The organism is Gardnerella piotii (genome assembly GCF_003397585.1).
GTDB classification, from domain to species: domain Bacteria; phylum Actinomycetota; class Actinomycetes; order Actinomycetales; family Bifidobacteriaceae; genus Bifidobacterium; species Bifidobacterium piotii.
Genome location: NZ_QJUV01000001.1, coordinates 375,332 through 389,113, shown reverse-complemented (window position 1 = coordinate 389,113; position 13,782 = coordinate 375,332). Strand labels below are relative to the sequence as shown.

The window sequence follows — 13,782 nt, the reverse complement described above, 5'->3', positions numbered from 1 at the left end:
TGCGCACTACCCCAAATGCCAACTCAAACGGTGCAAATCGCTAGCGCCGTGCTCAAGAATCGCATCCCTATGCGCTTTAGAACCATAGCCCTTGTTATGCGCCCAATCGTAAACAGCATATTTTGGATTTTGTGCTAAATCAATCATCAACGAATCTCGAGTCACCTTTGCAATAACAGAAGCCGCCGAAACACTAGCACACTTTTGATCTGCCTTAACTAAAGTGTGAACTTTTACAGAAAATTGCATACTAGGTGCATCAAAAGCACCTAAAGCTTTGCCAACGTAATTGAACGGACCGTCCAAAATCGCAGCAATCCGCGCATCTTTAAGGCTAGAGCACATGCGATTTTGAACATCGTTAATTGCATTAATCGCAGCAACACCAAGAGCGTAGCTAATACCCCACTCGTCAATTTGACGATTTGTGCAAGAGCCAACAGCAAAAGCATTGCACCAATTTTCAATAGGATCCAGCAAACCCTCCCGCTTATGCGCATTAAGAAGCTTAGAATCCGCTAAACCTTGCGGAAAACTACCCGATTTAATCTTTTGCGCACTAAAAAGCGCTGCACCAACCATAACAGGACCAGCAAGACTACCGCGGCCAACTTCGTCTAAGCCAATAACCCAGTCAAATCCGCTGCTTATAAGGTTTTGTTCAAAGTCAAAAGATGGAATAATTGCCAAATTTGCCTACTCTTAACTACTTATTTGCACTACTTATTTGCGATATCTACTTATGCTTAATTACGTCTACTTACGTCTACTTATTTGCAGATTTAGCTTTTACATCGTCAAAAGCATCGCTGTGGTTTTCAAAAATACCCATACGATTAAGTGGCCAAAAACGCATAAACGCAACGCCTTCAATTTTAGAAATTGGCACTAAACCGTCGTCTCCATCGTTCTTATGGTACCTAGAATCCGCGGAATTAGCGCGATTATCTCCAAGAACAAAAACGTGACCTGGCTTAACTTTTACCTTAAACGCAAACGCGCTCGGACTTACGCCTGGTCTAATGTAAGCAGATTCAAGAACTGGAACGCCATTAACCAAAATCGGGTCGCCATCTCCCTTGCATTCAACTGTATCTCCAGGAAGACCAATAAGACGCTTAATCAAATCTTTGCCTGCAAGAATGCCACCACTGCTGCTTTCTCCACTTAGCCAATTAGCGGGATCTTCAAAAACAACAATATCCCCACGATTTAGCGGAAAAACCCTAGGAGTTAGTTTAGATGTAACAACGTAATCGCCTATATGAATTGTGTCTAGCATAGATCCCGACGGTATAAAATACACGCCAAGAATAAAAATACGCAAAAGAATCACAACAATAATAGGAACAAGATACCAAGCAATAAGCTCTTTCCAAGAAGTTTTGAAAAGCTTTACTGTTCTTGCTTTAGAGCCATTTTGCTCTTGAGAATTTTGACGATTATTTTGCTCCGAATTATTACCACGCAAAGCGTAATTCGTATAATCGCGATTATTCACGCAATTACCAGAAACGTGATTTCCCCTGATTTTGCAATGTTTAGAGTGCATACCAGCCCCAGCACTCTTAGAGCCAAAATTAAAAACGCTCATAACACCAAAGCCAGAAGCAAGATTACGCTTGACTTCTGGCTCGGGTGGAACAGGAGAAGGATTCAAGCCGTGACCTGCTACATTAACAATATGATTATCGCTATTTTGCAAGTCTTCGGAATGCATATTAATCCTTATGTAAATCCTTAACCTAAATAAATTTACTTAGCAGCGCTGTTGTCACGACGCTCGGCAATACGAGCAGCCTTGCCACGCAAAGCGCGCAAGTAGTAAAGCTTAGCGCGACGAACGCGACCACTACGAACCAGCTTAATCGAATCGATAGCTGGAGAATGAAGTGGGAAGCGACGCTCAACACCAGTACCAAAGCTAACCTTACGAACAACAAAAGTCTCGCGAACGCCAGCACCCTTACGAGCAATAACTACGCCAGTAAAGGTCTGAATACGAGTGTTGTTGCCTTCCTGAATCTTAACGTTAACGTCAACAGTATCTCCAGGACGGAAAGCTGGGATTTCTTCTGCAGCCTTAAGATGCTTAGCATCAAATGCTTCTACAGCATTCACCATAATAATTCCTCCATCGCCGCCGCATATCAGCGCAAGTTTTATCAAAGTAAATTGTCTAATTTTAATTTTGACTTTTTAACTTTACTTTGAATAATCTTTCCCAAAAAGTTTGCTTTTTGGGGCTTACATCCGCCAATCTTCAAAAGCTGGCTAGACTACTAATAAGCAGACTATGCGGCATCCGCTTATTGAAAGCATACGAACATAAATTTATGCTCAATAATGGACATTATTTAGCACTATTTCGCACTATTTTATCACGCAACGCCATTAAGCGGCGCTGTTTCAACAGTACGCGTTAACTCGTCGTCGTCTGCATCGTAGTCAAAAAGCTCACCATAACGGCCCCAGCTAATCGCAATATCAAATTGCTGACGAGCCAAAGCGTCCGTATGCTTACTGCGAAGCAAATCCAAAATCAACTCACCGCGAAGCTTGCCGTTGCGGTTTCGACTCAAAGCCTGGTCAATCGCGTGAACAAGAGGCGCATGCTCAATCGCAAGTCGCGCAAACACCTGCTTGCTGTGCAAAATGTCGGCATTATGCCACTCTTGACCAGCTTGCGTAATCGTAATATGGCCATTTTCTGCTGTTAGCAAATCAAGCATTGTTCCAGCATCCACAAGCGGGAACAAGTCATCGATTTCAAACGACAAATCCGCAGCCAAATCAGCCAAATCAATGCCATCTGGCTCTTCCGATATAACGTCTAGCAAACCAGCCATGCCTCCTGGCGTTGCATTAGGCAGCAAGCGCACAGCAACTGGCTCTGGCTTTTGCTCGCCCGCATCCGCTTGCTCTTCGTTTTGTTTAGCTTCCACTTCTGCATCGTGATGCTTTTGAATAAGCATATCTGCGATTGCAGCAGCCTCAGTTTCTTCCGCATCCGCTTGCTCCGCAGGCAAAGAGTCGCTAGCAGCACTAGACGAATCGCTAGCAGCCGACGAATCCGCATTCTGCGATTCAAGATCGCTTTCTGGATTCGAGCCAGTCAAAATAGCATAAAGATTATCTACCATCGCCTCAAATTCAGCACTATGCTTGTCTCTTGGTCGAGGCAAATCAACTTGCACATCTGCAATCAAATGACCTGGATGAGAGCCCAAAACTACCACGCGATCCGCCATTTGCACAGCTTCTTCAATATTGTGCGTAACGATTACAACCGACTTAATATCGCGTTCTTCGCTAGACCAAAGCTTAAGCACTTCTTGGCGAAGATTTTCTGCTGTAAGAACGTCGAGAGCCGAGAATGGCTCATCCATAAACAAAGCGTCTGGGCGCAAAACAAGCGCGCGAGCAATACCTACACGCTGGCGCATACCGCCCGAAAGCTCCTTTGGGTACGCTGTTTCAAAGCCGTCCAAGCCGATTGCATCTATTGCTGCGAGCGCAAGCTCCGTGCGCTTCTCTTTACTAACGCCTCTAGCGCGCAAGCCAAGCTCCACATTGTCTTGAACTGTAAGCCATGGCATAAGAGCAAAGGTTTGGAAGACGATTGCAACTCCTGGGTTTGGACCAGTAAGCTCGCGTCCGCGATATGTAACTGTTCCCTCTGTTGGCTGAATCAAGCCTGCCATTGTTCGCAAGAAGGTTGACTTTCCCGCGCCAGAACGCCCTAGAATTGCAACGATTTCGCCTTCGCGCAGCGTAAACGATATGTCGTGAAGTACGTGCTGAGTAGTGCCACTATCCGAAGTAAAGCTCTGGCTTATGTGCTTTGCGTCAATAATGTCGCTTGTAATTGAAGACTGCGCAGCCTTTTGCGCGTTTTTGTTCAAAGTGTTCATAATTTTGCCAATCTTTTCGTAAAGTTTGTAAGTTTATAAGTTTAATTTTTGAATTTATTGATTTTATTTATATTGATTTAGCGATTAATGGCAACTAACAAGCAACTAATCATCGGTTACTTGCGATTAGCCAATCGCTTAATTCAACACGAATCTTTTTGCGGAGTACCTTTGCAAAGGCGCCCAGAACAGTCGATTACTTAACACAACTATTAAGCTCATAACAGTTACTCCCACAAGCGTTTTTACAGAATCACCAACGGTTGTTGCATTCGTAATATACGCGCCCAAACCTTGAGTTGCCATGTGATTCTTGCCGTATTCAACAATCTCTGCAACAATCGAAGCGTTCCAAGCGCCGCCAGCGGCCGTAATTCCGCCGGTGCACCAAGATCCAAAAATCGCAGGCAAAACAAGAGTCTTCCACTTAAGTACACGATTTAATCTAAAGCTTCTTGTCATTTCTCGTAAATCGTCTGGAATCGCACTAGCGCCTGCAATAACGTTAAACAGAATGTACCATTGCGTGCCAAGTGCCATCAAAATAATACTTCCCCAGCCAAGGTCAATGTGCCAAGCCATAAACCACATCATTGCAAATGGGAATATAAAGTTTGCTGGGAAGCTAGCCAAGATTTGCACAACAGGTTGCATAACGCGAGAAATCTTAGGATTCATGCCAATATACACGCCTACTGGCACCCAAATCAGCGAGCTTACAAAAATCAACACTGCAACGCGCACAAAAGTCAAAGCGCCTAACGCTCCAGCTGTAACAAACTCTTGCAAACCCGTACGAGTTGCTACAAAGTAAAGCATTTGCGCAGCCGCAGCAATAATTAGAACAATCATTACAACGTTAAAAACTAAATCGCCAAGCTTGCGGGCAGACGCTTTACGAGGCCATTTTGCACCCGTGCGTCCGAATGGGCGCGTAGCCAATTCCAGCCACTCGCGAATAGGCGAAAACAGCTTGCTAATAACTTCGTCGGCATGCGAATGACGAATCAGCGTTAAAATCGCACTCTTTCGCTCTTCATCGGACGCGCTTTGCGTTATGCGGAATCGCTCTGCCCACGCGGTAAGCGGCTTCCAAAGGAAGAAGTCGATTGCAAGCACAACAATAATCATGGATAAAATGGCCCACCAAATATTTCCAAGCTTGTTTTCTGCAGCAGATTGCGCAACAAAGCTACCTACTCCAGGCAGCGCATAAGTGTGATTGTTTACGGAAATCATCTCGGAAGCAGTAAGGAAGAACCATCCGCCGCCAACGCTCATCATGCAATTCCAAAGCAGCGGAATCATTGCATTTGGCATATCCAGCACCCAGAATCTCTGCCAATGCGTAAGTTGCAAGCTGCGCACTGCCTCGTCTAACTCCTTAGGCTCACTTAAAAGCGAACGGTGGAATGAGAAAGTCATATTCCAAGCCTGGCTTGTAAAAATCGCAAAAATCGAAGCGGCTTCAACGCCCATCATCGATCCTGGGAAAATAACAAGCCAAATCGTTACTGTAGCCGAAAGGAAGCCAAGAATTGGAACGGATTGCAAAATGTCTAACAACGGAATAAGCACCTTGCCCAAGCGACGGCTGCGCGCTGCAAGAGATCCGTAAATAATCGTAAAAATCAGCGATGCTATAAGCGCAAGCATCATGCGGAACACGGATCTAAGCGTGTAATAAGGCAAATTAATAAGGTCTGTTGAAACCGCGGAAGGTATGCCACTAGGTCCAATCGGCTGGCTAATGCGCTGCAAAAGGAAAGCGCTTACTCCAAAAAGTGCGATTATGCCAACGCACACAATAATGTCGGACCAAAAACGAGTGTTTTCGTCTACTTGCGCGCTGGCACTACTTTTTCCAGATGTTGTAAATATTGTCATGATAAGTCCTCTGGTAACGCGTATTTTCTTTGAGAGCCGCTTATCACCACTATTTTGCGTAATACTAATAAGGCTAGTAAGCCCAATAAAGCTAGTAAGCCTAATCAGCTAAATCACTAAATCACTAAACGCAAGTATTTTGGCGGCGATTGCTGGCTTTTTTATATTCAGGAGGAACGTCCGTACTACTACTAACACTGTCTGAATCGTCACTAACAGCGTTAACAGTATTAGAACTTTGATTACAACCCGTACTGTCATGTTTCACAGCAATCACCTCCTTAAGTTCGTGCTAATTATAAAATATCGCCAATCTTGTGTCAAGCAACAAACTTTCCGCATTTTGTACCATATTTGGCCTAAAACACGTACAAAAAGCGGAACCAATCGACGCACTTTGTACCATATTTAACCCAAATCACGTACAAAAAAGCCCCTTGACAAGTAGACGCCAAGAGGCTTTTCAACAAGATGCTTTAAATCAACAATCAAATAAGATTGCTACTCGCTCACTTACTTGCGATGAGCGCGGTAGAAGCGAATCAAGCTCTGCGTAGAAGCATCTTGAGCTGCCAAAGCGCTATCATCCTTAGAGATTGCAGGAGTAATCTGCTTTGCAAGCTGCTTGCCAAGCTCCACACCCCACTGATCGTAAGAATCCAAGCCCCAAACAGTGCCTTCAACAAAGGTGATGTGCTCGTAGAGAGCAATCAACTCACCCAAGCTAAATGGAGTCAAAGCATCGCCAAAGATGGAAGTGGTTGGACGGTTGCCACTAAATACGCGAGCTGGAACAATCTCCTCTGGAGTGCCTTCAGCGCGAACTTCGTCTGCAGTCTTTCCAAAAGCAAGAGCCTTAGTCTGTGCAAGATAGTTGCCCAAGAAAAGCTCGTGCACATCTTGATCGCCATCTTTAGTAGGATTTGGCGTGTTTACAAAGGCAATAAAATCAGCTGGAATAAGCTGAGTGCCCTGGTGAATCAACTGGTAGAAAGCGTGCTGGCCATTGGTGCCTGGTTCGCCCCAGAAGATTTCGCCAGTTTCGCTGGTTACAGGAGTGCCATCCCAGCGAACCGACTTGCCGTTGGATTCCATAGTGAGCTGCTGCAAATACGCTGGGAAGCGATGCAAGTACTGATCGTATGGAAGAACAGCGTGGGAAGCAACCTTGTAGAAGTTGCGGTACCAAACGTTGAGCATACCAAGAAGAACAACAACATTCTTCTCGAATGGAGTCTCAACAAAGTAGGTATCGATTGCGTGGAAGCCCTTCAAGAATTCCTCAAAGCGCTCTGGTCCTAAAACAACAGCCAAAGAAGTGCCAACAGCGGAATCAACGGAGTAACGGCCGCCAACCCAGTTCCAGAAGCCAAAGGCGTTGGTTGGGTTAATGCCGAACTCTTCAACCTTCTCGAGGTTGGTAGAAACAGCCACAAAGTGCTTTGCAACAGCTTCTGCCTTCTTTGCGTCACTGCCGTCGATAGCACCGCTCTCCTGAAGCTTGTTAAGCAACCATGTGCGAGCGCTACGAGCGTTAGTCAAAGTTTCCAAAGTGGTGAAAGTCTTGGAAACGATGATGAAGAGCGTGGTTTCTGGATCCAAATCCTTGGTCTTTTCTGCCATATCGTTTGGATCAATGTTAGAAACGTAGCGAGCGCTAATACCAGCGTCAGCGTATGGCTTTAAGGCTTCGTAAACCATGACTGGACCCAAGTCGGAGCCGCCGATACCAATGTTTACAACAGTCTTAATGTTCTTGCCAGTAACGCCCTTCCAAGCGCCAGAACGAACTTCGTTAGCAAAATCGTAAATGCGACCCAAAACCTCGCGAACGTCGGCAACAGTATCTTGGCCGTCTACAATAAACTTGCCAGCGTCTTCTGCTGGGCGGCGCAAAGCAGTGTGCAAAACTGCGCGGTCTTCGGTGTTGTTAATGTGCACGCCAGTGTACATTGCCTTAGTGCGCTCGTCGAGCTTAACAGCCTTAGCAAGGTTTGCGAAAAGCTTAAGCGTTTCTGGCTTAATCAAATTCTTAGAAAGATCGAAGTGGAGATCTCCAGCTTCGAAGCTCAACTTATCCACGCGATTTGCATCTTCAGCAAACCACTTCTTCAGGCTCACGCCTTCGGATTGCAACTCATCATAGTGCTTTTGCAATGCAGCCCATTCTGGGGTCTTAACGGCGTCAACTGGTGGATTGATGGCCATTTCTAGGTCCTTTCATCTTTATTAAGTGATGTGATGATTTATAAATGTTTTATATAAATGTTTTAAGTCTAAGCACAATCTTTGGCACACTTAAACACAATGCAAAATCATCATGAATCGTAAGCAAAAATCATAATGTAAACAAGTGTAAAAATGAGCTAAAGCAAGGCGCTTGCATCACATCTTCCAATTGCCAAGATACTCACAAAAGCGGACAGAAATACACTTTGACTAGAACACATGCGAACATTACGGCGCGGCGCACTAGACAAAATCGAAATATTCATATATAGTATTTGATTTGTGCGCGAGTCGCGAATGCTTCTCGGGCAATTGCCACTTTAGCTCAGTCGGTAGAGCGTCTCACTCGTAATGAGAAGGTCGACAGTTCGATTCTGTCAAGTGGCTCTTAAAAACCCATTTTTTGCCTGTTTAGGCGATTTTGCGCGAGTGGCGGAATGGTAGACGCGCAGGATTTAGGTTCCTGTGTCTTACGACGTGTGGGTTCAAGTCCCATCTCGCGCACATTTTGTAGTTTAATCGCAAGCTAAAATCGTGAGTTTATCACCACTACTAATCGCAAATTAAATCGCAACTACTCAATAAACATCGCCTTTAACTCAGGCAAAATCGCCCTCAAAGCGTTGCCGCGATGAGAAATCGCATTTTTTTCTTGCTGACTAAGTTGCGCGCTAGTTAAATCGTGCATTTGAACGCCATCCCTAACGGGCTGATTATTTGGCACAAAAAGCGGATCGTAGCCAAAACCATTGCAACCTCTAGGCTCACGAATCAAGCGCCCAACCATCTCTCCCACGCGAACAGTCTCAAAACCGTTATTTTTCCACATAGCGTTTTCCAGATCCGCATCAACGCAGTCTTTAGGAACAGCAAGAGCCGCCGCGCATCTAAATCGCGCAGTTCGGCATTCGTCTGGAATATCTTCCAGCTGCTTAAGCAAAAGCGCATTATTTGCTTTGTCATCTCCATGAACACCGCTCCAGCGAGCAGAAAGTATGCCTGGAGCCGCGCCCAAAACGTCTACAATCAAGCCAGAATCGTCAGCAACCGCAGGTAATCCAGTTCTTTGCGCAACGTCTCTAGCCTTGATTAGCGCGTTTTGCTCAAAAGTCACGCCTGTTTCCACTGGGTCTGGAAGCCCCAAAGAGCCAGCAGTAACAAGCTCAATATGCTCCGATATTTCCGCAAACTCTTCGTTAAGAATCCGCTTAATTTCAACGAGTTTACCCTCATTATGCGTTGCCACAACAAGTTTCACGCTCGCCACTCCTTAGTAATTTATCGAATAAACAGACATAAATTTTTATAAATTTTATTTAATTTTGACTTTTATTTAATTTTGACTTAAAGCTGCACGCTGAGCCGCTTGAAGCTCACGATTCCCCTTAGCTGCCAAATCAAGCAAAACGTTAAGCTCATCGCGATTAAACGGGCGATGCTCCGCTGTGCCTTGAATCTCAATAAAATTGCCCGAACCAGTCATAGCAACATTCATATCTGTCATAGCTTGACTATCTTCTACATAAGGCAAATCAAGCATTGGAGTGCCATTAATCACGCCCACTGAAACAGCAGAAACAGAGTCTTTAATAACGTTTTTAGCGCTGCGAATATGCTTGTGCTTTTCGGCCCAATTTAGCGCATCCACAAGAGCCACATACGCACCCGTAATCGAAGCTGTACGCGTGCCGCCATCTGCTTGAAGAACATCGCAATCGATTTGAATAAGGCACTCGCCCATTGCCTTCATGTCTATAACGCCCCTAAGGCAGCGACCAATAAGACGACTAATCTCGTGCGTGCGTCCGCCGATTTTGCCCTTAACAGACTCGCGATCGGTGCGTTCGGCAGTGGCTCTTGGAAGCATTGAGTATTCGGCTGTAACCCAACCTAAACCAGTGTCTCGCCTCCAGCGCGGAACTCCAATAGTAAAAGTGGCAGTGCACATAACGCGCGTATTTCCGCACTCAATAAGAACGGAGCCTTCTGGAACGTTTGTAAAATTGCGCGTGATTTTTACTGGCCGCAACTCGTCCACGTCTCTGCCATCAAAGCGAATAGGTTTTACAGATTCCAACATATCCTTAATTTGAGCCATAATTCAACAATTTAGCACGCGGCATTAACTAGCACGCGGCATTAATCTTGAGCAAAATCGATCTGCAAAACTGTAGACTTTTGCATCAAATTTGCTCGCTAAGCGTAAGCCACTCTTCTTCTAACGCGCTAGATTCGCTTTGATTCGCCTGCAACTTCTCGTTAAGCTCTTGCAAGCCAACAAAATCGCTAGGATCGTGGCTTGCCATTTTTTGCTCAATCGCGCTTTTTTCTTCTTCAAGCTTTTCTAGCTTGCGCTCTATTGCAGCAACTCTTCTTGTAGCATCGTAATACGCTTTTCCGCTTAATTTTGCTTCATATTTTTGATTGGATTTTTGATTGGATTTTTCCGCAGAATCCGCATCTAGCAAATCGCCAGCAACCGCGCTGGAACCATCACTGGAACTCGCCGCAAAATCTGCCTTAGACTCTTGCATATTTGCGCGCTCATAGTCTTCCATAATATTTAAATACTCGTCAACTCCGCCTGGAAGATGGCGAATCTTGCCGTCAATCAATGCAAACTGCTGATCAGTCACGCGCTCAAGCAAGTATCTGTCGTGAGATACAACAATCAAAGTGCCTGGCCATGTGTCTAGTAAATCTTCCATAACTGCAAGCATGTCGGTGTCTAGATCATTTCCAGGCTCGTCCATTATCAACACATTTGGCTCGTTTAGAAGAATCAAAAGCAATTGCATGCGGCGTTTTTGGCCGCCCGAAAGGTCTGCAATCGGCGTCATAAGCTGCTCTGGCTTAAAACCAAGCCTCTCCATAAGCTGACCAGGAGTCACTTCTTTGCCGTCAATTATGTAGCTTGGCTTGTATCGGCTCAAAACCTCTTTAACCTTATATTTTCCAAGCTTTTCCAGCTCTTCTAAGCGCTGAGAAAGCACAGCAAATTTTACAGTTTTGCCAATATTTACATGACCTTTAGTTGGACGCAAAGATCCGTCGATTATGCTTAAAAGCGTTGATTTTCCAGCTCCATTAGCTCCGACTATACCGAATCGGTCTCCAGGTCCTATTAGCCACGTTTGATTGTCTAAAATCATGCGGCCGCTAATCGTTTTTTGTAATGCTGCACACGTTTCTTTTAATGACGATTCTTCTTGCGATAATTGCGATTCTTGCGACAAATCGGCAGCTGCTTGCGACTGTACGGCTGCTTGCGATTCGTCTACAGAAATCGTAACGCTACCATCATGCGTAGGCTGGGAAAATGGCGATTTTACAATATTTGCATCGGATCCAGCAGGCTTTGACGAATCCTCAAAAATTTGCGTAACGTCAATCAAATCAACAACTTGCTTGCCAAGTCGAGAAGTGGCCATTCGCTTTAACTCAAGCGTATCTCGCATTGGCGGAACGTCTGCTATAAGCTCGCGAGCTTGCTTAACGTGGAATTTTTGCTTTGTAGAACGAGCACGAGCACCTCTAGAAAGCCACGCAAGCTCTTTACGAGCCAAATTCCGCCTGCGCTCCTCGCGAACATCCGCCTGGCGTTCGCGCTCAACGCGCTGCATCATGTAAGCGCTGTAGCCGCCTTCAAACGGGTCGATTGCACCATCGTGAACTTCCCACATAGAAGAGCAAACTTCGTCTAAAAACCACCTGTCGTGCGTAACAAGCAAAAGCGCGCCCTGACCATCTTGCCATCTGTGCAAAAGATGCTCCGCAAGCCAATGAATTGTAAGCACATCAAGATGATTCGTAGGCTCATCCAAAGCCAAAATATCCCAATCATGCAGCAGAAGTCTTGCCAAATCCGCGCGCCTGCGCTGGCCGCCAGAAAGCGTACCAACCTTAGCTTCAAGGTTGATTCCACCCAAAAGAGCCTCCACAATTTCTCGCTGCTTTGAATCTGCAGCCCACTCGTAATCCTGGCGATTTTCTAGCGCAGCCTGGCGAACCGTAGCATTATCGTCTAGCGGGTCTCGCTGGCTTAAAATGCCAAAAGTTAGGCCATTTCTACGCGTAACTCTTCCCGAATCTGGGTCAATCGCGCCTTGAAGAAGCTTTAAAAGAGTGGATTTTCCATCTCCGTTTTTGCCTACGATTCCTATGCGGTCGCCTTCAAAAACACCTTGAGTTACGTCTTTGAAAATCGTTTTTGTTGCAAATTCAAGGGAAACATGTTCTAGTCCCAAATCATAAGTAGGCATAACTCACAAATATAGCCGTGCTGCTATACCATTCGCGACGACCTGCCTTTTCGCTTAAAGCGTAGCGCGAAAAGGCAATTCGGAGCGCTGAGCCGCTCAAGGCAGAAGCACTGCTTCTGCGCGGCGAAGACGTTCGCACGGCTAATCCGTGCGAACGACAGAATCTGCCTTGTAGTGCGATTGTACCGAATTTCGGTGTTTTTTGATACAAACACACTACATAGACTTCCGCATTTTGTAGCTCAACACACCAAAATCAACAACGAAAAGCGGAAAGTCGCATAATATTGGATGTTGTATAGTATTGAATCATGAGTTACGTATCTGAAAATTCTTTACACAATGCTGTGAATCTTGCTGCAACAGACTTATTTACTTTTAGCTACAAGCACATTATTAAGCCACACTTAGTGTTTAACATTCCTCCAGACGAAGCACACGACCGCATGATTGCATTTTGCAAAATAAGCGAACGCGTTCCTGGATTAATGTGGCTTTTGCGACAAATGCTTGACTACACGGATCCAATTTTACAAACGCAAGTTATGGGAGTGGATTTTGCGAATCCATTTGGCTTAAGCGCAGGACTCGATAAAAACTGCGACTTGTGTACAGTTCTAGATAACGCTGGTTTTGGATTTGAAACAGTTGGCTCCACAACCGCTCGTCCATGTGCAGGAAACGCTAAGCCTTGGTATCATAGGCTTCCGCAATATGATTCACTTCTTGTTCATGCAGGTCTTGCAAACGATGGCAGCGAATTTGTGATTCCTAGAGTAGAAAAAGCATGGACGAATGCTAAAAGCATGCAAATTTCTGTAAGCATTGCGCGAACTAACGATAATCTTGTTGGCGATTTAGACGAAGGCATTGAAGATTATCGCATATCCATGGAGCGCGCAAGTGGCAAAAGCTCGATGATTGAGGTTAATATTTCTTGCCCAAATACTATGGCTGGCGAGCCTTTTAGCAATCCAGATGCTTTAGATAAGCTTTTTAGTGTTTTAGACAAAGTTAGCAGGCCTCAGCCAACTCTTGTAAAAATGCCTTTGAACTTAAAGGGCGAATGGCCTCAATTTAAGTCTTTGCTAGACGTTTTAAGCGAGCATAAGGTTGATGGCGTTAGCATTGCAAACTTGCGCAAGAATCGAGATGGGCTAGACATTCCTGCAGATTGGCAAGGTGGAATCTCAGGGGCTCCAACTTACAATGCAAGCAACGATCTTATTAAGCGCACTAGAAGCGAGTTCGGGTCTCGCTTTGCAATTGCTGGAATCGGCGGAGTATTTACCACTGAACAGGCGTATCAAAAGATTAGAAACGGCGCCGACTTAGTTATGTTCGTTTCTTCTCTTATGTACAGAGGCCCTCAACAAATTACAACGCTAAAGCGCGGTCTTGCAAAAATGCTTAGAAAAGACGGCTTTAATAGTGTTAAAGATGCTGTTGGAGTAGACGCGCTCTAGGCGACGAGTCACACTAGTAACAAC

Annotated in this window: 11 protein-coding genes and 2 tRNA genes; 3 read left to right on the top strand and 10 right to left on the bottom strand. The window is 45.2% G+C overall.

What is annotated here, in order from left to right:
- Positions 1 to 6: 6 nt before the first annotated feature.
- From D0T20_RS01805 to pgi, 7 genes are all read right to left on the bottom strand, one after another.
- On the bottom strand, positions 7 to 690 hold the full coding sequence (locus D0T20_RS01805) for a ribonuclease HII (RefSeq protein ID WP_116438227.1): 684 nt from the start codon (positions 688 to 690) through the stop codon (positions 7 to 9).
- A 76-nt stretch (positions 691 to 766) separates the two neighbouring features.
- On the bottom strand, positions 767 to 1,720 hold the full coding sequence (lepB, locus tag D0T20_RS01800) for a signal peptidase I (RefSeq protein WP_016636362.1): 954 nt from the start codon (positions 1,718 to 1,720) through the stop codon (positions 767 to 769).
- Between the two features lie 35 nt (positions 1,721 to 1,755).
- Complete coding sequence (rplS, locus tag D0T20_RS01795) at positions 1,756 to 2,124, bottom strand: 50S ribosomal protein L19 (RefSeq protein ID WP_004127473.1); 369 nt, start codon at positions 2,122 to 2,124, stop codon at positions 1,756 to 1,758.
- 257 nt (positions 2,125 to 2,381) lie between these two features.
- On the bottom strand, positions 2,382 to 3,914 hold the full coding sequence (locus tag D0T20_RS01790) for an ABC transporter ATP-binding protein (RefSeq protein ID WP_116438226.1): 1,533 nt from the start codon (positions 3,912 to 3,914) through the stop codon (positions 2,382 to 2,384).
- A gap of 138 nt (positions 3,915 to 4,052) precedes the next feature.
- On the bottom strand, positions 4,053 to 5,801 hold the full coding sequence (locus D0T20_RS01785; RefSeq protein WP_116438225.1) for an ABC transporter permease: 1,749 nt from the start codon (positions 5,799 to 5,801) through the stop codon (positions 4,053 to 4,055).
- A 124-nt stretch (positions 5,802 to 5,925) separates the two neighbouring features.
- Complete coding sequence (locus D0T20_RS06365; RefSeq protein ID WP_162862638.1) at positions 5,926 to 6,069, bottom strand: hypothetical protein; 144 nt, start codon at positions 6,067 to 6,069, stop codon at positions 5,926 to 5,928.
- Positions 6,070 to 6,314: 245 nt separating this feature from the next.
- Positions 6,315 to 8,009: a glucose-6-phosphate isomerase gene (pgi, locus tag D0T20_RS01780; RefSeq protein ID WP_116438224.1), complete on the bottom strand. Its 1,695-nt coding sequence runs from the start codon at positions 8,007 to 8,009 to the stop codon at positions 6,315 to 6,317.
- Positions 8,010 to 8,344: 335 nt separating this feature from the next.
- Between pgi and D0T20_RS01775 the strand changes: the two genes are divergently transcribed.
- A tRNA-Thr gene (locus tag D0T20_RS01775) sits at positions 8,345 to 8,417 on the top strand.
- Between the two features lie 36 nt (positions 8,418 to 8,453).
- Positions 8,454 to 8,534: transfer RNA gene (locus tag D0T20_RS01770), tRNA-Leu, on the top strand.
- 70 nt (positions 8,535 to 8,604) lie between these two features.
- On the opposite strand, the gene D0T20_RS01765 is transcribed toward D0T20_RS01770, so the two are convergent.
- The 3 genes from D0T20_RS01765 to D0T20_RS01755 all read right to left on the bottom strand — a co-directional run bounded on the left by D0T20_RS01765 (position 8,605) and on the right by D0T20_RS01755 (position 12,292).
- Entirely contained in the window at positions 8,605 to 9,288 is a 684-nt protein-coding gene (locus D0T20_RS01765; RefSeq protein WP_032815653.1) for a non-canonical purine NTP pyrophosphatase, read from the bottom strand.
- Between the two features lie 75 nt (positions 9,289 to 9,363).
- Positions 9,364 to 10,128: a ribonuclease PH gene (gene rph / locus D0T20_RS01760; protein ID WP_016805681.1), complete on the bottom strand. Its 765-nt coding sequence runs from the start codon at positions 10,126 to 10,128 to the stop codon at positions 9,364 to 9,366.
- Between the two features lie 85 nt (positions 10,129 to 10,213).
- A complete protein-coding gene (locus D0T20_RS01755) occupies positions 10,214 to 12,292 on the bottom strand; it encodes an ABC-F family ATP-binding cassette domain-containing protein (protein WP_116438223.1) in 2,079 nt (692 codons plus the stop codon).
- A 311-nt stretch (positions 12,293 to 12,603) separates the two neighbouring features.
- Between D0T20_RS01755 and D0T20_RS01745 the strand changes: the two genes are divergently transcribed.
- The gene (locus D0T20_RS01745; RefSeq protein ID WP_116438222.1) at positions 12,604 to 13,758 is read left to right on the top strand and encodes a quinone-dependent dihydroorotate dehydrogenase; all 1,155 of its coding nucleotides are present in this window, start codon (positions 12,604 to 12,606) and stop codon (positions 13,756 to 13,758) included.
- Positions 13,759 to 13,782: the final 24 nt, after the last annotated feature.